Annotated in this window: 23 protein-coding genes; 12 read left to right on the top strand and 11 right to left on the bottom strand. The window is 55.8% G+C overall.

The window, feature by feature from the left end; translation table 11 throughout:
• Positions 1-47 precede the first annotated feature (47 nt).
• On the top strand, positions 48-746 hold the full coding sequence (locus tag IB237_RS10545; protein ID WP_192488580.1) for a MerR family transcriptional regulator: 699 nt from the start codon (positions 48-50) through the stop codon (positions 744-746).
• Between the two features lie 19 nt (positions 747-765).
• Here IB237_RS10545 and IB237_RS10540 read toward each other — a convergent pair whose 3' ends face one another.
• Positions 766-1,893, bottom strand: coding sequence for an ATP-dependent RecD-like DNA helicase (locus IB237_RS10540; RefSeq protein WP_192488579.1), 1,128 nt, complete (start codon positions 1,891-1,893; stop codon positions 766-768).
• Between the two features lie 104 nt (positions 1,894-1,997).
• On the opposite strand from IB237_RS10540, the gene IB237_RS10535 reads away from it, so the two are divergent.
• From IB237_RS10535 to IB237_RS10515, 5 genes are all read left to right on the top strand, one after another.
• Positions 1,998-3,290: an SDR family oxidoreductase gene (locus IB237_RS10535; RefSeq protein WP_192488578.1), complete on the top strand. Its 1,293-nt coding sequence runs from the start codon at positions 1,998-2,000 to the stop codon at positions 3,288-3,290.
• Positions 3,291-3,296: 6 nt separating this feature from the next.
• Positions 3,297-3,776 (top strand): DUF2269 domain-containing protein, encoded by a 480-nt coding sequence (locus IB237_RS10530; protein ID WP_192488577.1) that lies wholly within the window; start codon positions 3,297-3,299, stop codon positions 3,774-3,776.
• Between the two features lie 112 nt (positions 3,777-3,888).
• Positions 3,889-4,263 carry a hypothetical protein gene (locus IB237_RS10525; protein WP_192488576.1) on the top strand — a complete coding sequence of 125 codons (375 nt, stop codon included), beginning with the start codon at positions 3,889-3,891 and terminating at the stop codon, positions 4,261-4,263.
• Positions 4,247-4,807, top strand: coding sequence for an RNA polymerase sigma factor (locus tag IB237_RS10520; protein ID WP_192488575.1), 561 nt, complete (start codon positions 4,247-4,249; stop codon positions 4,805-4,807). Before IB237_RS10525 ends, IB237_RS10520 begins: the two co-directional genes overlap by 17 nt.
• Positions 4,804-5,589, top strand: a complete 786-nt coding sequence (locus IB237_RS10515; protein ID WP_192488574.1) for an anti-sigma factor — start codon at positions 4,804-4,806, stop codon at positions 5,587-5,589. Before IB237_RS10520 ends, IB237_RS10515 begins: the two co-directional genes overlap by 4 nt.
• 6 nt (positions 5,590-5,595) lie before the next feature.
• On the opposite strand, the gene IB237_RS10510 is transcribed toward IB237_RS10515, so the two are convergent.
• The gene (locus tag IB237_RS10510; RefSeq protein ID WP_192488573.1) at positions 5,596-6,189 is read right to left on the bottom strand and encodes a LysE family translocator; all 594 of its coding nucleotides are present in this window, start codon (positions 6,187-6,189) and stop codon (positions 5,596-5,598) included.
• 170 nt (positions 6,190-6,359) lie between these two features.
• Here IB237_RS10510 and IB237_RS10505 point away from each other — a divergent pair, with 170 nt between their 5' ends.
• Both IB237_RS10505 and IB237_RS10500 read left to right on the top strand, forming a co-directional pair.
• A complete protein-coding gene (locus IB237_RS10505; protein ID WP_192488572.1) occupies positions 6,360-7,205 on the top strand; it encodes an aldo/keto reductase in 846 nt (281 codons plus the stop codon).
• Between the two features lie 391 nt (positions 7,206-7,596).
• Complete coding sequence (locus IB237_RS10500; protein ID WP_192488571.1) at positions 7,597-9,477, top strand: methyl-accepting chemotaxis protein; 1,881 nt, start codon at positions 7,597-7,599, stop codon at positions 9,475-9,477.
• A 104-nt stretch (positions 9,478-9,581) separates the two neighbouring features.
• Here the strand turns inward: IB237_RS10500 and IB237_RS10495 are convergent, their stop codons facing one another.
• The 4 genes from IB237_RS10495 to IB237_RS10480 all read right to left on the bottom strand — a co-directional run bounded on the left by IB237_RS10495 (position 9,582) and on the right by IB237_RS10480 (position 14,749).
• The gene (locus IB237_RS10495) at positions 9,582-11,216 is read right to left on the bottom strand and encodes a cisplatin damage response ATP-dependent DNA ligase (protein WP_192488570.1); all 1,635 of its coding nucleotides are present in this window, start codon (positions 11,214-11,216) and stop codon (positions 9,582-9,584) included.
• Positions 11,217-11,223: 7 nt separating this feature from the next.
• The gene (locus tag IB237_RS10490) at positions 11,224-12,234 is read right to left on the bottom strand and encodes a ligase-associated DNA damage response exonuclease (RefSeq protein WP_192488876.1); all 1,011 of its coding nucleotides are present in this window, start codon (positions 12,232-12,234) and stop codon (positions 11,224-11,226) included.
• 128 nt (positions 12,235-12,362) lie between these two features.
• Entirely contained in the window at positions 12,363-12,935 is a 573-nt protein-coding gene (gene ilvN, locus IB237_RS10485; protein ID WP_192488569.1) for an acetolactate synthase small subunit, read from the bottom strand.
• 20 nt (positions 12,936-12,955) lie between these two features.
• A complete protein-coding gene (locus IB237_RS10480; protein ID WP_192488568.1) occupies positions 12,956-14,749 on the bottom strand; it encodes an acetolactate synthase 3 large subunit in 1,794 nt (597 codons plus the stop codon).
• A gap of 365 nt (positions 14,750-15,114) precedes the next feature.
• Here IB237_RS10480 and IB237_RS10475 point away from each other — a divergent pair, with 365 nt between their 5' ends.
• On the top strand, positions 15,115-17,097 hold the full coding sequence (locus IB237_RS10475; protein ID WP_192488567.1) for an ATP-binding protein: 1,983 nt from the start codon (positions 15,115-15,117) through the stop codon (positions 17,095-17,097).
• Here IB237_RS10475 and miaA read toward each other — a convergent pair whose 3' ends face one another.
• Positions 17,098-17,994 (bottom strand): tRNA (adenosine(37)-N6)-dimethylallyltransferase MiaA, encoded by an 897-nt coding sequence (gene miaA / locus IB237_RS10470; protein ID WP_192488566.1) that lies wholly within the window; start codon positions 17,992-17,994, stop codon positions 17,098-17,100.
• Here miaA and serB point away from each other — a divergent pair.
• The 3 genes from serB (at position 17,993) to IB237_RS10455 (ending at position 20,560) form a co-directional block, all read left to right on the top strand.
• Positions 17,993-18,883, top strand: coding sequence for a phosphoserine phosphatase SerB (gene serB / locus IB237_RS10465; RefSeq protein ID WP_192488565.1), 891 nt, complete (start codon positions 17,993-17,995; stop codon positions 18,881-18,883). The two genes, miaA and serB, sit on opposite strands and share 2 nt — an antisense overlap.
• A complete protein-coding gene (locus IB237_RS10460) occupies positions 18,880-19,443 on the top strand; it encodes a GNAT family N-acetyltransferase (protein WP_192488564.1) in 564 nt (187 codons plus the stop codon). Before serB ends, IB237_RS10460 begins: the two co-directional genes overlap by 4 nt.
• Before the next feature lie 64 nt (positions 19,444-19,507).
• A complete protein-coding gene (locus tag IB237_RS10455; protein WP_192488563.1) occupies positions 19,508-20,560 on the top strand; it encodes a bifunctional transcriptional activator/DNA repair enzyme AdaA in 1,053 nt (350 codons plus the stop codon).
• A gap of 97 nt (positions 20,561-20,657) precedes the next feature.
• Here the strand turns inward: IB237_RS10455 and IB237_RS10450 are convergent, their stop codons facing one another.
• From IB237_RS10450 to hflK, 4 genes are all read right to left on the bottom strand, one after another.
• On the bottom strand, positions 20,658-22,199 hold the full coding sequence (locus tag IB237_RS10450; protein ID WP_192488562.1) for a Do family serine endopeptidase: 1,542 nt from the start codon (positions 22,197-22,199) through the stop codon (positions 20,658-20,660).
• A gap of 166 nt (positions 22,200-22,365) precedes the next feature.
• Entirely contained in the window at positions 22,366-22,758 is a 393-nt protein-coding gene (locus IB237_RS10445; protein WP_192488561.1) for a nuclear transport factor 2 family protein, read from the bottom strand.
• A gap of 82 nt (positions 22,759-22,840) precedes the next feature.
• On the bottom strand, positions 22,841-23,773 hold the full coding sequence (gene hflC / locus IB237_RS10440) for a protease modulator HflC (protein WP_192488560.1): 933 nt from the start codon (positions 23,771-23,773) through the stop codon (positions 22,841-22,843).
• Position 23,774: 1 nt separating this feature from the next.
• Positions 23,775-24,893 carry an FtsH protease activity modulator HflK gene (gene hflK, locus IB237_RS10435; RefSeq protein WP_192488559.1) on the bottom strand — a complete coding sequence of 373 codons (1,119 nt, stop codon included), beginning with the start codon at positions 24,891-24,893 and terminating at the stop codon, positions 23,775-23,777.
• Positions 24,894-24,902: the final 9 nt, after the last annotated feature.

Here is a 24,902-nt window from a genome sequence, read left to right as displayed (position 1 = left end):
AAGAAGGAATGCTGTAAAGATATTCACGCATGGAGGGGGGAGACCTTATGCAGAAGGAAAATACGCCCGACGGTCAAATACGTGCGAAATCTAAGTCGTCGCTTTATGACGAACATATTTTCTTGCCAGACCTCAAACTATCCCTACGCTTGCCGCCAGAGCCGGTTGGAATAGCAGAGATGGCTAATCTTTTTGGCGTCACCCATAGAACGTTGCATTTCTACGAGGAAAAAGGACTGCTGTCGTCCCGCCGTTCTGGCCTGATGCGCATCTATTCGCATCGCGACGTCAATGTCATGGCGCTGGTCAACACCTGCCGCGAAGTGGGCATTCCTGTTGCGGTCATTCAGGAATTCATGGAAAAGCTGGCTGATGCGGATTCTCAAAGGGAAGCGACAGCGCTTTTCGAAGACTTGCTCAACAACCGCAAACGCGAACTGACTGCTGATCTTTCAACCATGCGCCGGCAAATGCAACAGATCAGCAATCTGCTGGCACCGGATGACGATGATGACACGGTTCAAACCGGCCCGTCACCTGAAGATACGATCATACTGACCGACATCGAACGCAAATGCCTGGAACTGATGGCGGAAGGTTATGCCTCCGTTCGTCTGGCGCGTGCCGTTGGCCTGCGCACCGAAGAACTGCAGAAAATCGAATTGGGCATTATCCAGAAATTTAGCGCCAACAACCGCTTTCAAGCGGTTGCCAAGGCCGTATTGCTTGGAATCATCCCCGCTTGAAAGAACGGGAATAGTCGCCCTATCGAACGATTGTCAGTGTTTCTGCCGCGCGGGTAATGGCTGTATAAAGCCAGCGCTCGCGGCTGTCGCGAAATGCGAAACTCTCGTCGAACAACACAACATTGTTCCACTGCGAACCCTGCGCCTTATGCACAGTCAGCGCATAACCGAAATCAAACTCGTCGTAACGCTTGCGCGTCGTCCAGGGAATTTCGGTTTCGCTTTCCTCAAACGCCGCTTTCAGCAGTTTGATCTTTGCCGCACCGCGATCCATATCGTCGTCTTCGGGACGGATCATCAGGTTGATGCCGGGTTTTACCGTCTCGCGCGATGAACTCATCACCTGCCAAAGCGAGCCGTTCAGCAGGCCCTTGGCAGGGTCATTGCGCAGACATACCAGCTTGTCACCCGATTGCGGGTAATCGGCCGAAAAGCCCTTCAACTCGCGAAGACGCTGGTTGTAACGACGACGGGTGCGGTTGGTACCAACCAGAACCTGATCGGCGTCCAACACCAGTGACTGCGTCACCTCGGATTTGGAAATCACCTGCGCGGAACCATAATCGCCGCGCATGATCTCGCGACCCTCGCGCACATCCATGGCCAGCTGGATGATCGGGTTATCCTTGGCCTGACGATGAATTTCGCTCAGCAGATAATCCGGTTCCTGCTCGGTAAAATAACCGCCACCGGTCACCGGCGGCAACTGGCCGGGATCACCCAGAACAAGGATCGGCGTGCCGAAGCTCATCAGGTCCTTGCCCAGTTGCTCGTCCACCATCGAGCATTCGTCGATAATGATCAGAGCAGCTTTGGCCAACGGGCTTTGCCGGTTGATGGAAAACATCGGCGCGATGGAGGTCTTGCCGGTTTCCTCGTTTTCGATGGCTTCTTCACCACGTGGTCGATAAATCAGCGAATGTATGGTGCGGGCATTGGACGCGCCGCGGGAACGCAGCACCTGTGCCGCCTTGCCGGTAAAGGCCGCAAACAACACGTCGCCATCCACATTCTCAGCGAAATGTTTGGCAAGCGTCGTCTTGCCCGTGCCGGCATAACCGAAAAGCCTGAAAACCTGCGAACGGCCTTCCTTGAGCCAACGCGAAACGGCTTTAAGAGCCTCGTCCTGTTGCGGTGAAAATTGCATGCGCTCTCTTCGCAGGATTCGGGGCAACTGCGCAACCGCAAACTCTCCGTGGAAGTTTTCCTTCCATGCGTGCCAGCGAAGGCAATAGCGCCTAAAATGCCCCCATGAAGATACTGATTCTCGGCGCAACAGGTTTCATCGGCTCAGAGATTGCAAGGAAACTTGCCCTGCAAGGCCATCAGGTTACCGGTCTTGGACGCGACCCTCAGCGGACAAAATACAAGTTACCAGACATGCAATGGGTCAGCACCGATCTGGCGCGCATGGGCGAACCATCGGCATGGCAGGCACTTGTGGAAAGTCATGACGCCATCGTCAATTGTGCCGGCGCCCTGCAGGATGGCCTGGCCGACAATCTCGCCGCCACGCAGGAAAAATCCATGCTGGCACTCTATCAGGCAGCGCAGGCCGCAGGTGGCCGGCTGATCATCCAGATCTCCGCCAGAACCGCAGGTGCAGCATCATCCCTGCCCTTCCTCGCCACCAAACGGCGGGCTGATGAAGCACTTGTCGAAAGTGGGCTGCCTTACGTCATTCTGCGACCGGCACTGGTCATCGGCCGCAATTCACATGGCGGAACATCGCTGCTGCGCGCACTTGCAAGCATGCCACGCATATTGCCGCTCACCCACGCAGACAGCCCTGTTCAAACTGTTGCCATCGGCGCCGTTGCGCAGATGGTTCTCTTAGCACTCAGCGGATCGATCCCTCCCAGAAGCGACGTCGACCTCGCTGCCGATGAAAAGCACACACTCGGCTCGCTTGTTCTTCTGCACCGCCAGTGGCTGGGCCTGCCGACTGCGCGGATCATTTCGCTGCCACCCGCCATCGCCCGACCGGTCAGCTGGTTGGCAGATTTGGCCGGACGTCTTGGTTGGCGCTCTCCCCTGCGTTCCACCGCGATGCAAGTCATGTCGGAGGGCGTCATTACCTCCGCCAGAACAGATGCCAGACATTACGGTGTGCTGCTGAAAACCGCACATCAGACATTACAGGCAAGCCCTTCAGGTGTGCAGGACCTGTGGTTTGCACGATTGTATCTGCTGAAACCGGCAATCATTCTGTGCCTGTCGCTGTTCTGGCTGCTGTCTGGCCTGATCCCGCTTTTCGACCTGCCACGGGCATCCGGTCACTTCCTGCCCTTCATGCCATCCATCGCAGCAATCACTATTACCGTCGCCACCTGTGTGCTGGACATGGCGCTGGGCCTCGCCGTTCTGGTGCGGCCTTTTGCACGCAGGGCCATGCTCAGCATGTTGCTGGTTACCGCCGCCTATCTGGCTGGCGGCACGGTGCTGGAACCGGGACTGTGGCTTGATCCGCTGGGGCCGCTTGTCAAAGTCCTGCCCTCCATCCTGCTCACACTGGTCGCGCTGGCGACATTGGACGAACGATAGGCCACCATGCTGGAAGAATTTATCCGCCTTGCCCATGTCATTGGCGCAACCGTACTTCTGGGCACCGGTGCCGGCATTGCATTTTTCATGGTCGTAGCACGCCAGACCGAAAACCCTATACTGATTGCCCATGTCAGCGGCACGGTAGTGATTGCCGATACGCTGTTCACGGCAACGGCCGCCATTTTCCAACCGATCACCGGATACCTGTTGGCTGAAAGCATCGGCTGGCCGCTGACAGAAGGCTGGGTCTTCCTGTCGCTTATGCTTTATGTCTTTACCGGCCTGTTCTGGTTGCCGGTGGTGTGGATACAGATCAGGCTGCGTGACATCGCCCGCCTTGCCGCAAAGGATAACACGCCATTGCCAACACAGTGGTTCCGGCTTTACCGCATCTGGTTTGCCTGCGGTTTTCCAGCCTTCTTTGCCGTCATCGGCATATTCTGGCTGATGTTGATGAAACCCGACATTCCGCTTTGGAACTAAGCGTCGAAACTGCATCGAAAGATTTTTTCCAAACCACGGAATAAATCCGCCTCCTCTGGTGTCTTACTCCATGTGACCGGCTGTTTCGCCGCACCAAACGAGGAGGATCTCCATGAAAACGCTCGCACTCATTCCTGTTGTCATGCTGGCCGTTGCCAGCACGGCCTATGCTGCCCCCATGCTGAAGACCGTGAAAACCGACAAGGGCGAAGTTCTTGCCGGCGACAAGGGCATGACGCTTTACACGTTCCAGAACGACAAAAAAGACGTGTCCAATTGCTACGACAAATGCGCGACCAACTGGCCGCCACTGATGGCAAAGGCCGACGACAAGGCTGGCAACGGTTACACCGTGATTGATCGCAAGGATGGAACAAAACAGTGGGCCAAGGATGGCAAACCGTTGTATTATTGGGTCAAGGACATGAAGGAAGGTGACGCTACGGGAGATGGCGTCGGTGGAGTTTGGCATGTCGCAAAGCCATGACGGCATGAACAATAACGAGAGGCGGGAGCCCAAAGCTCCCGCCGACAGTTCGTTCGAGGGCCAAATGCTGGCCCTGATGCCCTTGTTACGCCGGTATTCCCGCAGTCTTTCCCGCTCTGACAGTGACGGGGAAGACCTGCTGCAGGATTGCGTGGAACACGCCTTGTCCAAAAAGCAGCAGTGGCGCGGATCGCAGATGAAAGCCTGGGCCTATGCCATCATGACCAATATTTCCCGCAACCGTTACCGGGCGGAAAAACGCCATCCGTCTGAGAATATCAACGCCTGCGAAAACGAAATGGTGACCGAACCGGCAAGCGATACGCTGGAAAACAAGCGGCTGCATGATGCCCTTGCCCAGTTGAACCCTGACCTGCGTGCTGTTTTGATGTTGGTGACGGTAGAAGGTTACAGCTATCAGGAGGTCGCAAACCTCATGAATATACCGCTCGGCACCGTGATGTCGCGCCTTTCGAGAGCGCGAGAAACGGTGCGAATTCATCTGAGCGAGGACAATATCATACCACTGCGGAGACCGAAATGACGAGAGACAATGCCATAACGGAAAGCGATCTTCACGCCTATGCAGACGGACTGCTGGGTGCCGAAGACCACGCCCGCGTGGAGCAGTGGCTCGAGTCGAACCCGCAGGACCGCGCCAAGGTTACGGACTGGCACGACCACGCCAAGGCCCTGCGACAGGCGTTCGCCCCCTACCACACGGCAAAATATGACGACCACAAACTGCTGCATACCCTGCAAGACAGTGGCCGTCGCCTTATGCCCGTCCTGATGCGTGCTGCTGCCGCCTGTCTGATTTTTGGCGCTGGCGCCGTTGCCGGGCAATTTGTACCCTTGCTGCCTCAAAAAGCAGATCCGCTTCGGACGACGCAGGTCGTGGCCGATATTTCGACACAGGCAGAATCTGCCTATCTCATCTATGCCAGCGAAGTCCGCCATCCCGTCGAAGTCGGAGCAGACCAGCAGGCACATCTGTCGACCTGGCTTGGCAAACGTTTAGGGTATCCTTTCACCGTCCCTGACCTGACCTCAGTGGGGTATGAGCTGGTTGGCGGCAGGCTGGTGCCGGTCAGTGGCAAACCCGGCGCCATGCTGATGTACCAGAACGGCAGCGGTGAACGTGTGACCGTGCTGGTGGGCCGTAATCCGCAAAACCGCACAACCAGTTTCCGATTGGCAAATGCCGACGGTGTGTCGACCTTCTACTGGATCGACAATGAACTCGGTTATGCCGTGTCGGGCGAAATCTCGCACACAGATTTGCGCCGTATCGCCGAGGAATGTTACCGCCAGTTTCCGACCTGACCAACGCTATTTCAGCATTGGCCAGAGGCTGAGAACCAGAAGCACCGCCATGGTGATGTTGAACCACTTTAACCGCACCGGCACCGAAAGCCATTCCCGCAACGCGGAGCCAAAACCTGCCCAGGTGGAAACACTTGGCAGGTTGACGGCAGCAAAGGCCACCCCGACCAGCAGGACGGTGGTGAAATACTGGCGCTCATCCGTATAGGTCGCCATGGCTGTCACTGCCATCACCCAAGCTTTCGGGTTGACCCATTGAAACGCGGCAGCTCCCAGAAAGGTCATCGGTGCGGCCCCGGTCTTGCCCTCGGAGAGGCTGCGCGACATACCTATCTTCCAGGCAATCCACACAAGATAAAGACCACCTGCGAATTTCAATGCCGTGTAGAGCATCGGCACAGAATGCAACAAGGCACCCAGCCCAAAACCAACGCCGATCAGCAGCGACAGAAATCCGGCACCGATGCCCAGCATATGCGGAACCGTTCGACGGAAGCCGAAGTTCACCCCAGAAGAGAACAACATCATGTTGTTGGGTCCGGGTGTGATGGATGTGGTAAAGGCAAAAAGGACAAGCGCCAGAAATGTTTCGATAGTCATTCGACCTCCAGAGGTGCGCCAGATTACCCACCGCGTGCCATAAGAACCAGTCGCAAACCGTCATAACAACATTCACTTTTTTTGATAGATTGCGCCAACGGCGATGCCACACCGGACCGGTTTGATTCTATTGTCTGCGGGCTCGCCCGCCAGTGATGAAGGGGTTCCCCATGCAAGAAGACATTCCAACTGTTAGCCTGCCCTCCGGCGTGAATGTTCCCGCACTGGGCCTTGGCACATGGATGATGGGCGAAGAATCGCGCAGCGAACCGGATGAGATTGCCAGCATTCGAAAGGCAATCGATGTCGGCATGACATTGATCGACACGGCAGAAATGTATGCCGATGGCAAATCCGAAGAGGTGGTCGGCAAGGCGATTGCAGGGCGACGTGATCAGGTGTTTCTGGTCAGCAAGGTGTACCCATGGAATGCCGATAGTAAGGGCACAATCGACGCCTGCGACCGAAGCCTTGAAAGGCTGGGCACCGATTTCATCGACCTCTATCTCCTTCACTGGCGTGGGCCACATGCGCTACGCGAAACCGTCGCCGCCTTCGAGACCCTGAAACAACAGGGCAAGATTGGCGAATGGGGCGTCTCCAACTTTGATACCTCTGACATGGAAGAGCTGTTTGCCGTTCAAGGTGGTGGCAACTGCGCCGTCAATCAGGTGCTCTACAATCTGTCACGTCGCGGACCGGAATACGATCTGCTGCCCTGGTGTCAGCGAAACCGCGTACCGCTGATGGCCTATTCGCCGATTGAACAAGGCCGTATTTTGCGCAATGCCGAACTGATCCGTATCGCCAAAGCCTATCAGGCAACACCGGCACAGATCGCCCTCGCCTTTCTGCTGGAGCGCGACGGCGTGATTGCCATTCCCAAAAGCAGCCACCCGCAGCGCGTCGAGGAAAACCGAGGCGCCGCTGGTCTTGATATCAGCGATGAGGACTGGGATGCACTGGATGCCGCCTTCCCGCCACCGGCGAAAAAAATGCCGCTGGAAATGCTTTAGCCGCGCACAAACCTCACGCCGCTATTTGCCCACTTAAATTCCGTTCGCAGTTCACCGTTTTGTGAAAAATGCGCGCAAAGGTCGCGCACGTTTCTCGTGGCTTTTCGCCATAATTCAGAAACACAAAAATCTATTTTTGGTTGTGCATTTTCAATCAGACCTATCAAAATACAGGGTATTTTTTGCGGCCTTCAACCACAGGAATAGCGCGTTTAACCAAATGAAAAAAAATTAGAAATTATTATAATAAACGACACTAAAGTACCCATTCAAAATTGTGCCGCCGGCTTTAACCATTCTTTACACAACCATCGCGCTAAAACAAAAACAAGCACAGGATTGTAGGTAATTCACCGACAATGTGCGCCATGGTGAAACAAAGCTGACAAACATGAAAATCAAGACACTCCTCCCCAGCCTATTTGGCCTTCTCGTTGTGCTTGGCGTCGCGCAAGGAGCAATTGCCCTCAATTCAATTTCAAACCTGAAGGATGCAACGGAAGGCGTCAATCATCGCCTGGCCCGGTCCGAAGTTTTGTCGCAAATCAACATGCTGTTCGGCGACGTAAGACGCGCCTATGTGCAGGGTATGAGTGCCGGCACGATTGAGGAAGTCGATGCGGCAATCGCATCCATTCACAAGGCACAGGCAGACCGCAAAAAGGCTGCCGATGAATTTGGCGCAACGATCACCTCGCCAGCCTTGGTGGAAAAATTCGCCATCGCGGAAAAATCCGTCACTGAATATGAAGCCGCTGGCGCGGCATTCATCGAATATATCAACAATGGCCAACTCTACGAAGCCAAGGGTTACATCCAGCAAACCCTGACGCCGATGGGTCAGGAAGCCGTTGCCAAGATGAACGACACCCTTGATCTGAACAGCAGCCTCGGTCGGGAAGCAGCAGCTGGCGCACAAAAGACGGCGAGCTTTGCCAACACTGTCACCATTTTGTCGATCATCGTTTCAACGCTGATCGCGATCGCCGCAGCAGTGCTGAGCCATATCCGTATTTCCCGTCCGATCACCGAGATCACCGATGCCATGAACAAGCTGGCCGCAGGCGATAACGCCAGCACCATTCCGCATAGTGGCCGCAAGGATGAAATTGGCGATATGTCTGCCGCTGTTACGGTGTTCCGCCAGAACGCCATTGAGCGTGAACGTCTGGAGCACGAAACCGAAGCCAACCGCAGCCTCAGCGAAAAAGAGCGCCTTTCCCGCGAAGAGCAAAAGGCCCGTGAAGCTGCCGAAGTTCTGTTTGCCGTCGATAATCTCGGCACGGCGCTCGACCGTCTGGCAGCGGGTGACATGGTCTACCGCATCGAGGAAAAGTTTGCCGGTCAGCTGGATCAGCTGCGTACCAGCTTCAATACCTCCATTGCCAAGTTGCATGGCGTTCTCAGCTCGATTGGCGACAACGCCCGCATGATCGATGCGGGCGCAAATGAAATCCGCTCCGCCGCCGAAGACCTCTCCAAGCGTACCGAACAGCAGGCCGCATCAGTTGAAGAAACTGCAGCAGCCCTTGAGCAGGTGACCACCGCCGTCAAGGATTCCGCCGTTCGCGCCAGCGAAGCCGGTGAGCTGGTATCGCAGACCCGTGTCGGCGCTGAACAGTCCGGTCAGGTTGTCCGCAAAGCGGTCGTCGCCATGCAGGGCATCGAAAGCTCATCCAACGAGATTAGCAACATCATCGGTGTAATCGATGACATTGCGTTCCAGACCAACCTCCTGGCGCTGAATGCCGGTGTGGAAGCAGCACGTGCCGGTGAAGCTGGCAAGGGCTTTGCCGTCGTTGCCCAGGAAGTACGCGAACTGGCACAGCGCTCTGCCAAAGCCGCAAAAGAGATCAAGGCGCTGATCACTACGTCCAGCGAGCAGGTTCGCCAGGGTGTCGAACTAGTCGGTGAAACAGGCCGCACACTGGAATCCATCGTCGCGGAAGTTCAGGAAATCAACCGCCACGTCCATTCGATTGTCACCTCTGCCAAGGAACAGTCGACCGGCCTTTCGGAGATCAATACCTCCGTCAACCAGATGGATCAGGGCACCCAGCAGAACGCCGCAATGGTCGAGCAATCGACTGCAGCCAGCAACAGCCTTGCCACACAGGCCGCTGCGCTGACATCGCTGCTGTCGCAGTTCAAACTGGATAATGGCAACTCGTATGGCATTGCCACAGCCAATGAATATTCCACACCAGTACAGTCTCCGGCCCGCGCATTGGGACAGAAACTGGCCTCGTCCTTTGGTCGTAAATTCGGCTGATTCAGTCATCTGACACAAATAACAAAGCCTCCCGCAACAGACATTGCGGGAGGCTTTTCAGTATGTTGAGCCTGTTTCCTGAATCAAAATGCCACAAACATGAATCAGATTGGCAAGTTGGCTCCGCCGTCAATCATGGCGACCAGCGTTTCCAGCCTGTCAGCCTCCCGTGGCAGTTTGTCGGTTCGCAAACGCGAGATACGTGGAAAGCGCATGGCGACCCCTGACTTGTGACGTCCGGACCGGTTGATGCCCTCAAAAGCCACTTCGACGACAAATCCGAAATCCGGTTCGGCGCGAATGGAGCGCACCGGTCCAAACCGCTCCACCGTATTGTCGCGTACAAACTTGTCCAACACATCCAGCTCGGCATCGGTAAAACCGAAATAGGCCTTGCCGACAGGAACCAGCTGATCGCCATCCTCGCCGGACATCCAGACACCGAAAGTAAAATCGGAATAATAGCTGGAGCGTTTGCCGTGGCCGCGCTGCGCATACATCAACACCGCATCGACATTATAAGGGTCACGTTTCCACTTGAACCACGGTCCCTTTGCCCGCCCGGCCTGATAGGTGCTATCCAGCCGCTTGAGCATGATGCCTTCGATCACCGCATCCGGTGGATCGGCGCGCAGCCGCTCCAGTTCAGCCCATGAGGTAAATGGTACAAGTGGCGACAGGTCGAACCGGTCCGGCTTTGCCCCAGCAATCAGGCTTTCCAGCTTCTGACGTCGCTCGACAAAGCTCTGGCCGCGAATATCGACATCATCCTCAAACAAAAGATCGTAAGCGCGAATGAAGGCTGGATAATCCTGCAACATGCGACCGGAGACCGTCTTGCGGTTTAGCCGCTGTTGCAGATCGGAAAAGCTGGCAGTTGGCCGGTTCGAGGTGAATGTGCCTCCCACCAGCAACTCGCCATCTATTACACCGGTAAAATCCGCCGCGTCGACAATGTCAGGGAATGCATTTGAGATATCATCTCCGGAACGCGAATAAAGGCGGCATGTGCCGGACGCGCGCGACAACTGCACACGAATGCCATCCCACTTCCATTCGGCGGCGTAATCCACCGGATCAAGCGCATCGAGATCATTGTCGCCGACCGGCGTGGACAACATGACGGAATGGAAAATCGCAGGCGTTGCCAGAACTGGCCGGTCACTTTTACCCTCAAGCCACGCAAACAGCGGTTCATAGGGCGGCTTCAAACCGTGCCACAGCGTCTCGATCTCGATGATGTCTTTCGAGCCGAGTTCCGCCAGCGCCTGTTTTGCCAGACGGGCAGACACCCCGATACGCAAACCACCGGTGACAAGCTTGAGGAAGGCGAACCGGCCTGATGTATCCAGCCTGTCCAGCAAGCCACGTACCGCATTGCGGATTTCCCTTTTGCCAAGCGTCTGCATTTGCTGCACGACTTCGCCCAACGACAGGTCTTGACCCGACTTTTCCGGTTTTATCTCACCCTGATCCCAGACCAGCGCAACGGTCTCGGCAAGGTCACCAACATAGTCATAGGAGTAGCGAAAAAGTACCTCATCCATGCGCTCAAGTACAAGCTCGCGGATCATGGCCGGTTTGACACCCTTGAGGTCAAGCGTGCCTGCCAAGGCAGCCAACGCAATACCCCGGTCAGGGTCAGGTGTGGCGCGAAAATAATCGGTCAGCAATGTTAGCTTGGCATTGCGGGATGGTGTCAGAACCAGACGATCAAGAAGTTGGGCGAAAGCATACATATGTCTCTCAATCCCCCTCGTCTTCGTAACCGACAAGATTCAGCGGTTTGGCGGCAATGCCGTGCAGCTCACACCAGCGCACCAGTGCCTCCTCACGACCATGCGTCACCCAGATATTACCGGCGCCGGTATCACGGATCGTCTGCGTCAGTTCAGGCCAGTCGCAATGGTCGGAAATCACCAGCGGCAGTTCCACGCCCCGTTGCCGCGCCCGCTGGCGCACCATCATCCAGCCGGATGCAAAGGCCGGCACCGGATCAGAAAAACGCCGCGCCCAGCGATCGGCAAAGGCCGAGGGCGGCCCGATGACAACAGCGCCCTTGAATATGCCTGCGTCCTGTTTTTCCACGGTTGCTGGTCGCAAATCCCCAAGCGGGATGCCCTGCGACAGATAATAGTCGCACAGCCTGGCAAGCGCACCGTGGATATAGATCGGCGCATCATATCCGGCATTGCGCAGCAGCATGATGACGCGCTGCGCCTTGCCCAGCGCATAGGCGCCGATGATGTGAGTGCGCTCTGGAAACTGCTTCAGCGACTGCAGCAGTTTCGCCATTTCATCTCTCGGGTTCGGATGGTGAAAAACCGGTAGACCAAAGGTTGCCTCGGTAATGAACACATCACAGGTAACAGGCACGAAATCTTCGCAGGTTGGATCCGGGCTGCGCTTGTAGTCACCGGATGCCACGATGCGTGTTCCAGATTTTTCCACCGCGATCTGCGCCGACCCCAGCACATGGCCTGCCGGATAATAACGGATGGCGACGCCGTTGATATCGACGGTTTCACCGTGCGCAATCGCCTGCTCGCTTCCGCAGAAATCCTCGCCGTAGCGAATGCGCATGATATCGAGCGTCTGGCGGGTCGCGAGAACATGCTGATGACCTGCGCGGGCATGGTCCGAATGGCCGTGGGTTATCAGCGCCCTACGCACCGGACGCACTGGGTCGATATGGAAATCCCCTTGCGGGCAATAGAGACCATCCGGCGTGGGATAAAGCAGGGCTTCCGGTTTTATCATGAATGAAAACTACGCCCCTTGATCTGAGTATCACGCACCACGTGTCCAAGGCATTCTTTCAAACAAAAAAGCCGCCCGCAACGATGTGTTGCGAACGGCCTTGAGGTCATTTTGTTCCGGCAGGATTACATGCCCTGCGAACCACGGTTCATGGCAGCGATACCGGTACGGCACACTTCGATCAGGCCGAGTGGCTTGATGATGGCGACGAACTGGTCGATCTTCGAGGACTTGCCGGTGATCTCGAAAATGAAGTGCTCAACCGTTGCATCAACCACCTTGGCGTGGAAGGCATCGGCCAGACGCAGGGCTTCGGCACGGTCTTCACCGCCGCCGACAACCTTGAGAAGCGCCACTTCACGTTCAATCGGACGCTCCTGCCCCAGTTCACGGGCACGCACCGTCAGGTCAACAACACGGTAGACCGGAACGATACGTTCAAGCTGCGCCTTGATCTGCTCGAGAACCAGCGGTGTGCCGCGCGTGACGATGGTGATGCGCGACAGATGCGCCTCATGTTCGGTTTCGGAAACCGTCAGGCTTTCGATGTTGTAGCCACGACCGGAGAAAAGGCCGATCACGCGGGCCAGAACACCCGGCTCGTTGCTGACGAGAACCGAAAGCGTGTGGTTTTCAATGGCAGCGGTTTCCTTCGAAATGAAGTATGCGGAGCCGGTGGGTTGTAGGTGTGCGTTCATATCTATGTTCCTCCCGATCCTTAAACGAGCTGACGGCCCTTGGCATCGATAGCGTTGGCAACGGCTTCGTCGGTCGCTTCGTCCGGCAGAAGCATTTCATTGTGGGCCTTGCCCGACGGAATCATCGGGAAGCAGTTGGCAAGGTTGGCAACGCGGCAATCGAAGATAACCGGCTTGTTGACCGCAATCATCTCGGCGATCTTGTCGTCCAGTTCCTTCGGATCGTCGCAATACATGCCAACGGCACCGTAGGCTTCCGCCAGCTTGACGAAGTCAGGCATTGCTTCGGTGTAGGAGTTGGACAGACGGTTGCCGTGCAGCAGCTGCTGCCACTGGCGGACCATGCCCATATACTGGTTGTTCAGAATGAAGATCTTGACCGGCAGGTTATACTGGATGGCGCAGGACATTTCCTGAATGCACATCTGGATTGAGGCATCACCGGCAATATCGATAACCAGAGCTTCCGGATGCGCAACCTGAACACCAATAGCGGCAGGCAGGCCGTAACCCATAGTGCCGAGGCCGCCTGACGTCATCCAATGGTTTGGCTTTTCAAAACCGAAGAACTGGGCCGCCCACATCTGGTGCTGGCCGACTTCAGTGGTGATGAAGGTGTCACGACCCTTGGATGCCTCATACAGGCGCTGAAGCGCGTATTGCGGCATGATGACGTCTTTGGAGTTCTTATAGGCAAAGGAATTGCGGGCACGCCAGCGATCAACCTGCTCGTTCCACTCTTGTGTCTGTGCCTTTTCCGGCTTCTTTGCCATGGCGCGCCACAGGCGAACCATGTCTTCCAGAACATGGGCAACATCGCCAATGATCGGCAAATCAACGCGCACGTTCTTGTTGATCGACGACGGATCGATATCGATGTGGATCTTCTTGGAATTTGGCGAAAACGCGTTGAGACGGCCGGTAATACGGTCATCGAAACGTGCGCCGACGCAGATCATGACGTCGCAATCATGCATGGCCATGTTGGCTTCGTAGGAACCGTGCATGCCCAGCATGCCCAGCCACTTGTCGCCAGAGGCCGGATAGGCACCCAGACCCATCAGTGTCGACGTGATTGGGAAACCAGTCAGTTCAACCAGTTCGCGCAGCAAACGGGTTGCTTCCGGACCGGAGTTGATAACGCCGCCGCCGGTGTAGAAAACCGGACGCTTGGCCTGCGCCATCAATTCAACCGCAGCCTGGGCCGCATGAACGTCGCCCTGAAGCTTCGGCTTGTAATTGTTCTTGGAAACGGCTGCCGACGGCGGCGTATATGTGCCGGTGGCAAACTGGATATCCTTGGGGACGTCGACAACAACAGGACCCGGACGGCCGGACTGTGCGATGCGGAACGCTTCGTGGATGATGCCAGCCAGCTCGTTTACATCCTTGACCAGCCAGTTGTGCTTGGTGCAAGGGCGCGTAATACCGACGGTGTCACACTCCTGAAACGCGTCAGAACCGATGAGAGATGTAGGGACCTGGCCGGAAATGCAAACCAGCGGAATGCTGTCCATCAACGCGTCCTGCAACGGTGTGACTGCGTTGGTGGCACCTGGACCGGAGGTAACAAGCATGACGCCAACCTTGCCAGTGGAGCGGGCGTAACCCTCTGCCGCGTGGCCTGCGCCCTGCTCATGACGGACGAGAATGTGCTGAATGTCGTCCTGCTGGAAAATCTCGTCATAGATTGGAAGCACAGCACCGCCAGGATAACCGAAAATGTGTTCCACGCCGTTGTCCTTCAACGCCTGGAGAACAATTTCCGCTCCTGTCATACGGTTGCTGTTGTCTGTGGTTTCCTTATCCGTCATTGCCTTTTCCATCCCGCTTCTGGCTTTGGAATATCGTTGGACCAGTTGGCCCGTTTCGAGACATAAAAAAAGGCCCCTTGAGGAGCCTGTTTTAGCGCATGGGAGCTTTCGCCGGATGGTTACACCATCCTGCCCATGCGCCGTCCCACCACGATAAGTACGTTAAGATTTTTCATGGGTCGGAGTGTTAGCCAGAAAAGCATTATCCGTCAACGTATGTTGCTAAAAAAATCAGCTTCTATTTCATTTCGTTCCAGAAAACGGCATTTTCCGTAAGAAAGTTTCGCAAAATCCTTACGAGTTATTAAAGTCGAACCGGTAGCTTTTTCCCAACAAAAAATAGCAAGACAAGTTCAGGGAAAAACATGTTCAACGACGACCTTCGCAAATCGGCAACGGCCGGAGAGCAAGACAGACGCGATGAACATAGCGCAGCCAACCGTATGCTGGGCCGTGTCGTGTCTTGCACCGGTTCGCGCGCCACCCTGTCGAGCGTCGCTGCCGACGGGAAAACCGACCTGACGGAACTGTGGTCCGTTGGGCGACTGATTGCCATTGCGGTCGGCCAGAACCGCGTGATTGCCCTGACCTACGCCATGAATACCCAACACCATCAGTGGCGGGAAAACGAAAACAACAACTTCAATGTCGAAGCTGAAATTCTCGGTGAAATCCAGCGCCAGCCCGACGGCAGCGAAATCTTCACCACAGGCATTTCGCAATATCCGCATCTGGGCGCCATCGTTCACCGTATCCGTTCCGCCGACCTGATCCGCATCTATGATAGTGGACAGGACAGCACCTGCATCGTCGGTCGTCTCTCGCAGGACGAGGCCATTGATGCCGCCATTCATATTCCCTCGATGTTGTCGAAGCACTTTGCGGTTGTCGGCTCGACGGGTGTCGGTAAATCGAGCGCAGTCTCCCTGCTGCTGCAAAAGGCAATCGAGGCCGACCCGAAACTGCGTGTGCTGATTCTCGATCCGCATAATGAATTTGCTGCCGCATTCCCCAAACATTCTGTTGTGATCGACACCGACACGCTCGACCTGCCCTTCTGGCTAATGCGGCTTGAGGAATTTGCCGAGGTTCTGTTCCGCGGCCGTAAGCCGATACCGGAAGAACTCGATGTACTGCGTGACATTATTCCTGACGCCAAACGGGCGTTTCGCGGTTCCGAAAGCGCGCCTATGCGCCGCCCGTCGGACAAAAGTTCCATCACCGCTGATACGCCAGTCCCTTACCGTATTGCCGACCTGCTGGCCTTGATCGATGAACGTATCGGTCGCCTTGAAGGCCGCAGCGACAAGCCGTTCCTGCGTTCATTGAAAATGCGGATCATTTCCGCAATCAATGATCCACGCTACCACTTCATGTTCTCCAACAGCACGATCAGCGACACGATCATGGAGACCATTGCCCACATCTTCCGTATTCCCGGCAATGGCAAACCAATCTCCACCTTCCAGCTTGCCGGCATTCCATCAGAAGTCGTCAACTCGGTAGTGTCCGTGCTGTGCCGCATGGCATTCGAACTTGCCCTGTGGAGCAACGGCGCCATTCACATGCTGGTGGTGTGTGAAGAAGCACACCGTTACGTACCCGCCGATCAGGAGCTTGGCTTCGTTCCAACCCGTCAGGCCATTGCCCGTATTGCCAAGGAAGGCCGTAAATATGGTGTGTCGCTTGGTGTGATTACCCAGCGTCCGGGTGAACTCGACCAGACCATTCTTTCGCAGTGTTCGACACTGTTTGCCATGCGCCTTTCCAATGAGCGGGACCAGGATATCATCCGCTCGGCCATGCCCAATTCGTCGCTATCGACCATGAGCTTCCTGTCTTCCATCGGCAACGGTGAGGCCATTGCCTTTGGTGAAGCGATTGCCGTACCGATGCGCATGAAGTTTACCCGCCTTGCAGCGGGCAATCTGCCAAAGGCCGCAATCGCCTCGAGCAGGATTGAAGACCCAACTCCGGGCACCATGGACCTCAGCACCATCGTCAGCCGTATGCGCTCCAAGGCAGGTCCCGACATTTCCAACTTCCAGCAAAGTTTTGAAGCGACCTATGGTACGTCAGAACAGGATCATTTCGCGGAACTGGCGCAGGATAGTTACGACGAGATGGCCAGTGAAGCGGAACTGGAAAGCTGGAACAAGGAAATCCGCTCAGCGGAATCCGACCAGTCCTATGAGCCCTACCGGCCGGAAATGCTGCCCGGTACCAGCGCCTTCAAAAGCGCTACTACCAATCAGCAGCCGGGCACCTCGTCCGGCCTGCCAAAGGTTGGTTCGCTGAGAGAAAGCTTGTTGAAAAAGCCACTCGGAAGCCTGTATCGCAAGGATTGATCAGGGCGCGATCCGCTCCCAATCATCGCCCATCTGGTTGCGGAACCATGTCATCTGCCGTTTGGCATATTGGCGGGTTGCAGCAGACGCCCGCTCAATCGCCTCTTCGCGTGTCAAACGTCCGGCCAGCATCTCGGCAATCTGCGATACACCGATAGCCTTCATTGCCGTTGCATCCGGTGCAAGGTTAAGTGCCAGAATGGCCTGAACCTCTTCTACCGCGCCATTCTCCATCATAAGTTCAAACCGCCTGTTGATACGGTCATGCAGCACCGCCCGCTCCGGCAGCACCACGAATTTTTGCGCCCGCGCCGGATCGACGATGACGGGGCCGCTGGTTCCCTGAAAATGGGCGATCGATTGGCCGGTCGCGTTGAATATTTCAAGTGCCCGCACGATACGTTGCCCGTCCTGCACATTCAGCACTGCGGCGACTTCAGGGTCCTGCTGCGCCAGCTCGGCATGCAACGCAGCCGAACCTTCATTGGCAAGGCGCGTGCGATACACATCGCGAATATCGTCGGGCACGGCGGGCATGTTGGAAAGCCCGCCGGTCAGCGCCTTGAAATAAAGTCCGGTGCCTCCGACAAAAACCGGAAAACGTCCTTGGCTTTTCAACTGTTCGAGACGTGCGGTCACATCCCGCAGCCACTCGCCGGTGGAATAAAGCTGGCTTGCCGGCACATGGCCATAGAGAAAGTGCGGAACGCCTTCCATCTCCGCCTCGGACGGGCGGGCCGACAACACCTGCAGCGTATCGTAAACCTGCATACTGTCGGCATTTATCACCACACCATTGCGCTCCCGCGCCAGACGAAGTGCAAGCGCGGACTTGCCGCTGGCCGTCGGTCCGGTTATCAGGATCGCATCGATATCGTCATCAAGGTTTTTCATCATGGCTCTCGTTGCCACGCTTATTGCCAATCCGTCAAATCCTGTCGTTACTTCGGCCCTTGGAGAAAAGGTGGCAAAGGCACTCAATGCTTCCGGTCTTTATTGGCTGGCAGATGGCATAGCATGCGATATCGTACTTGCTGATGGCACGGATGCAACGGCAGCCCGCCAGACAGTTGAAACAGCCCTTGATGGCGCGCCTGTCGACATCGTCATTCAGGACCAGGACACCCGCCGCAAGAAACTGCTGATCGCCGATATGGATTCGACCATGATCGGCCAGGAGTGCATTGACGAGCTGGCAGCCGAAGTAGGCCTGAAAGACAAGGTTTCCGCCATTACTGCCCGTGCCATGAATGGCGAGATCGCCTTTGAACCTGCGCTTCGCGAACGTGTTGCCCTGCTCAAAGGTCTGCCGGTTTCCGTTGTTGATGATGTCATTGAAAAGCGCATTACCCTGACACCGGGCGGCAAGGAACTGATCGCCACCATGAAGGCAAAGGGCCATTACACGGCGCTGGTGTCCGGCGGCTTCACCGTCTTTACCAGCCGCGTGGCCGACATGTTGGGCTTTGACGAAAACCGCGCCAATCTGCTGGGCGAAGAAAACGGCGCTCTGGATGGCACGGTCGCAGAACCAATTCTTGGCAAACAGGCAAAGGTCGATTCGCTGATCGACATCGCTGGCAAGCTTGGCATCTCAACCGATGATGCCATCGCCGTCGGTGACGGCGCAAACGATCTCGGTATGCTCGGCCTTGCCGGTTCTGGCGTTGCCATTCACGCCAAGCCCGCCGTTGCCGCCGAAGCAAAAATTCGCATTGACCACGGCGATCTGACCGCCCTTCTTTATATTCAGGGTTATCGCAAATCGGATTTTGTTACCGCTTGATGATGCTTGAAACGCCACGCCTGATCCTGCGCGAATGGAAAGAGAGCGATCGCAATCTTTTCCGTGAGATCAACGCTGACGAAAAGGTCATGGAGTTTTTTCCGTTTCGCCACAGCTATGAGGCCGCCGATGCTGCCCTTGAGCGTGTCAACGACATGATCCGCGCAACCGGCTTTGGTTTCTACGCGGTGGAGCTGCGCGAAAGCCAGGAGCCGATGGGGTTCTGTGGCATTGCCCCCGTCGACATGAAGGGCATATTCCCCTTTGGCACCATGGAAATTGGCTGGCGTTTCGCCACCCGTTTCTGGGGTAATGGTTACGCAACAGAAGCTGCCAATGCCCTGCTGGCCAATGCGTTTGAAGAAAAAGCAATGCCGGAAGTGGTATCCTTTGCGGTTGAAGTCAACAACCGCTCGACTGCCGTCATGAAACGACTTGGCCTATTTCGCAGCCCCGAGCGCGACTTTGACCATCCGCGCGTGCCCGACACCCATCCGCACCTGAAACGGCATGTGACCTATGCGATGACGCGCCAACAATGGTTTGATCGGTCAGTTTGAGCTTTTTAAAAATGCACGCCCGATTTCAGGCTACAGCCATGACGGATGTGATTTAATAAGAGCCATGTTGTTTGCTCTTCCTGACACCCAAACACTCTACAAGGCTCTTCTGGAGCGCGACCAGTCCTATGATGGCCGCGCCTATGTCGGGGTAACTTCGACCGGAATATTCTGCCGTCTCACCTGCCCGGCCCGCAAGCCGAAGCCGGAGAATTGCCGCTTCTTTGCAAGCGTGCCTGAATGTATGTCGGCCGGCTTTCGAGCCTGTCTGAAATGTCACCCGCTCGGCCCGGCCGCAGAGGCTGATCCAGCCATTGCCACCTTGCTAAATGCCTTGAAGGACAAGCCCGGTTATCGCTGGAGCGAACAGGATGTCGAGAGATTGAACCTCGACCCCTCCACAGTCCGCCGCAGCTTCAAGCGGCATTTCGGCATGACCTTTCTGGAAATGGCACGACTGGAACGGCTCCGGCAGGGTTTCGAAACGCTGGGTGATGGTGGCCGCGTTATCGATGCCCAGCAGGATGCAGGCTTTGAATCTCCCACCGCATTTCGTGTCGCCTTCTCGCGCCTGCTCGGGCAAGTCCCAGGGCGGTTGGCAGACAATGCATTGCTGCAGGCAGACTGGCTGACCACGCCGCTTGGCACAATGATCGCCGTCACCGACAACAAGTCCTTGCACCTGCTGGAATTCGCCGACCGTAAAGCCCTTCCGGCTGAACTGAAAAAACTAGTGGATCTGTCAAAGGGCAGTGTCGGTGTTGGTCGTCTTCCACCGCACGACGTGCTGGAGAAGGAACTGGACGCTTACTTCACCGGTAAGTCCTCAGACTTCAAGATACCGCTCGCCTGCCACGGCAGCGAATTTACCCGCACCGTCTGGGATGCCTTGCGTGAGATACCGGCTGGCGCTGTGCGCAGTTACAGCCAGATTGCCGAACAGATTGGCAGACCAACCGCCACGCGCGCCGTTGCCCGCGCCAATGGCGCCAACCAGATCGCGCTGATCATTCCCTGCCACCGCGTCATCGGCGCAGACGGATCCTTGACCGGATATGGCGGTGGACTATGGCGCAAACAGAAACTGATCGAAATCGAACGACAGTTTTTGACCTGACACCTGCGTCACGCCACACAGCGGAATTCAAAACAAAACCCCATGCAGATCATCATCTGCATGGGGTTCTTGATTCTTACTTTCGGTTTAGGACGGCCTATTCGAGCGGCAGAGCCACGAACCTCAGATTGCCCTGCGCATCGGCAATCATCATATGGGCGTTCTTGCGACCTTCGGATTTCAGACCGTTGACGCGAACCATCACATCACCGGGAACTTCCATAAAGTCCTGCCCAACTTCAACGATGATATCACCGGACTTCACACCCTTTTCGCCAGCAACCGAACCGTCGGTCACGCTCTCGACCAGCACGCCTTCAACGCTTGACGCGATGCCACGTGCAGTCCGCAACTCGTCGGTCAACTTCACCAGTTGCATGCCGAGCACGTTTTGTGGCGCGTCATTGCCATCAGTCATCTGATCGTCGACCATCGGCGAACCATCATCCTGCTGGGTCATATCGTTGCCGGTGTCACCATCGGTCTGCTCTTCCGGTGTTGTCTCTTCCGTGGCCGAAGCTGCATCGTCCAGACGGCCCAGCGTGACTTTTACAGTCTGCTGCTTGCCGTCCCGCACGATGATAACGTCTACTTCCTTGCCAACCGGGCTTTCAGCGACAACACGCGGCAGATCACGCATTTCATTGACCGGCTTGCCGTCAAAATTCAGAATGATGTCGCCAGCCTCGATAGGACCGTTTTCAACCGGACCACCCTTCACGACGCCAGAAATCAGCGCACCCTTCGTGCTATCAAGACCAAGACTTGCCGACACGTCATCAGTCACAGGCTGCACACGTACACCGAGCCAGCCGCGGCGTGTCTCACCAAATTCGATCAACTGATTGACGATGTTCTGGGCAAGTTCGGTCGGCACGGCAAAACCGATACCGATGGAACCGCCACTTGGCGAAATGATCGCCGTATTGATGCCGATAACCTCACCCTTGAGGTTAAATAGCGGACCACCGGAGTTACCCTTGTTGATCGCCGCATCCGTCTGGATGAAGTTGTCGTAAGGACCAGCATTGATGTTACGGCCACGCGCCGAAATGATGCCGACGGACAGCGAACCACCGAGGCCAAACGGGTTACCAATGGCCATCACCCAGTCACCAATGCGCATGGCGCGGGAATCACCGAATTTCACAGCCTTGAGCGGCACCTTTGGCTCTACCTTCAAAACGGAAAGGTCGGTCTTGGTATCGGTACCGACAAGTGTTGCCTTCAGCTTCGAGCCGTTTGGAAAAACCACCTCGATATCGTCAGCACCTTCGATGACGTGGTTGTTGGTAACAACAAACCCCTTGGGATCGATAACGAAACCGGAACCAAGCGAGTTGACCTTCTGGCCACCTTGCTGCTCACGCTCGCCATCAAAGAAGTCCTTGAAAAATTCCTGGAACGGCGAACCCTCAGGCACCTGCGGCACAGGACCCTTGCCGGTTTCTTTCACCTTCTGCGAGGTCGAAATATTGACAACAGCGTCCAGCAACGGCTCGGCAAGATCAGCAACCGAGGCTGGTCCCTGGCTTTGCGCATATGCTGGCACCGTCAAAACCAGACCGTTCATCAACATTGCAATTCCTGCTGCCACGGAAACGGTGGAGCGGAAAGGCGAGCGCAGTATCAGGGCCATGGTATCCTCGTGTCGTGAACCGCAAATCGAATTCTAAAAACTTATTCTTCCCGCTTAACGCATGATTTATTCGGGGAATGCAAGCTTTCTCTCAATCCTATTCATCAACCATAAGGCGGAATGATGAAGTGTAAAAATACCTTTTCGTGATCAACAGCATTTTCCTCTATATTTGCCGAGTATTGCCGTCATAGATCACAGGTTCGCCAAGCTTGAACCATGCTTTGGCGATCTTGCCATCTTCAACTTCGTAGATGCAAATCACATCGACTTCACCTTTACCCTGAGGGAAGTTGCGGATCACCGTCTCATGGTCGATCACCACATTGCCGACGGATATACGGCTCAACAACTTGCCCTGAAGATCAGGTTCTTTGAAACGTTCAACGTGGCGAGAGCGAATTTCTGCGGCGCTGTTCGCCAGAAGCGTTGAGGGAAATGCGAAGTATTGGCAATCCTCTGCCCACCACAGCATGAACGTGTCGATGTCGCGGGCATTGTAAGCCTCCAGTTGCTTTTGCACTGGCAGCAGAACCGCATCGTCAGTCTGTTTCGTCATCAATCCAAATCCTGAAAAATCTTTCGCAATAAAAAAGGCCGGTATCAAACCGGCCTTTTTCCTATCAGACTTTCAACATCGATCAGTTGGCAGGAGCCGGCGCAGCCGGTGCAGCCGGTGTCTGTGGCTGCGGCAGTGTGCCCGAGAGGTTGTTGAAATAACGGAAGAACTGCGAATCTGGTGACAGAACCAGCGTCGTGTCCTTGCCGTTCATCGAGGCAGCATAAGCAGCCATTGAACGGTAGAACTCGAAGAAGGACGGATCACGCGTGAAAGCATCCGCGAAAATACGGTTTCTTTCAGCATCGCCCTCACCGCGCATGACTTCGGAATCGCGCTGCGCTTCCGATTCCAGCTCGACGACCTGACGGTCGGCGATAGCGCGACGGCGCTGACCTTGTTCATTACCGCGAGCGCGGATCAGTTCGGCTTCCGCCAGACGTTCAGCCTTCATACGCTCGAAGGTCTGCTGCGAGACTTCCTGCGTCAGGTCAGTACGGCGAATGCGAACATCCACGATGCTGATACCGAGCGATTCCGCGTCAGGACGCAGATCGTCACGAACTTCCTGCATCATCGATGCACGGGCATCAGACAAGGCCGATTCGAAACCGCGCAGACCGTAAACCCGGCGAAGCGAGGCATCGAGGCGGGTGCGAAGACGTGCTTCAGCAGACATCTGGTCACCCGAAACCGTTTCACGGAAACGACGAGCATCGGTAATGCGGTAAACAACGAATGCGTCTACCTCATAGAACTTACCGCCGGAAACCTGCACGCGGATGTCGTCATGATCGAAACGCAGAGCGCGATTTTCAATGTACTGCACACGATCCGCGTCCATGAACGCGAATGGCAGCTTGAAGTACAGACCTGGTTCGGTCTTCACGTCCTTGATCTGACCGAAGCGTACCACGATGGCCTGCTGACGTTCAGTAACCACGAAAATCGACGAATAACCGAAGAACAGCACAAGGCCGATAAAAACGAGGAGTGCAGAGAGACGATTGCTCATATTAGTTGCCTCCCTGCGTCGCGGCAGCCGCTGCGGCACCGCGTGTAATCTCGTTGAGCGGCAGGTAAGGAACAACCCCCTGCTTCTCGTCAATAATGATCTTGCTGGTACTCTTCATGACCTGTTCCATCGTTTCGATGAACAGACGCTGACGGGTAACATCAGGTGCCTTGGTGTATTCATCATAGATGGACACGAAACGCTGCGCTTCACCCTGAGCTTCGTTTACAACACGGCTCTTGTAAGCGTTTGCTTCTTCGCGGATCTGAGCTGCCTGACCGCGTGCCGCACCAAGCTTCTGGTTGGCATACTGGTTGGCTTCTTCAACGAAACGGTCTTCGTCCTGCTCGGCACGCTGCACTTCGTCAAACGCATCTGCCACTTCGCGAGGCGGTGCTGCATCTTCGATAGCAACAGCATTGATCGAAAGGCCAGCTCCGTAACCGTCCATCGTAGCCTGAATGATGTTACGAACATCAGCAGCGATCTGTTGGCGGTTATCACGGAAAATGTCCTGCGCCGGACGGCGACCAACAACTTCACGCATCGCGCTTTCGGAAACCTGTTGCAAGGTTTCAGCAGGCGTGTCGACGTTGAAGAGATAAGACTTTGGATCCGTTACGGTAAACAGCACGGAGAACTGTACGTTCACGATGTTCTGGTCGCCGGAAAGCATGACGCCTGTACCGGTCGACGATGTCGCACGCGAACCAATATTCTGCTGCTGCTCTGTAACCTTAACGATTTCGACCGTTTCAATCGGCCAGAAATGGAAGTGAAGGCCCGGCATGGACACTTCATCCTTCGGCTTGCCGAAACGCAGTTCAACGCCGCGCTCATCTGGCTGCACCGTGTAAATGGACTGCATGGCAACGAAAGCAATCAGCACCAGCGCAAGTATGGCAACAACACCGCCATTAAAACCACCCGGCAATATGTTGCGAAAACGATCCTGTCCGCGTCGGATAATGTCTTCCAGATCCGGTGGGCCACCATTTCCACCACCACCACCACCGCCGCCACGCGGACGGTTTGGTCCCTGCCCCCACGGGCCTCCTTGGTTATTACCACCGCCGCCGCCCCACGGGCCGCCGCCGCCATTTTGATTGCTCCAGGGCATCAATACCTC

The sequence above is a fragment of the Agrobacterium sp. AGB01 genome (genome assembly GCF_014851585.1).
Lineage (GTDB): Bacteria > Pseudomonadota > Alphaproteobacteria > Rhizobiales > Rhizobiaceae > Agrobacterium.
Note: the sequence above shows the minus strand (reverse complement) of the source record. Positions and strands in the feature narration are given on the sequence as shown.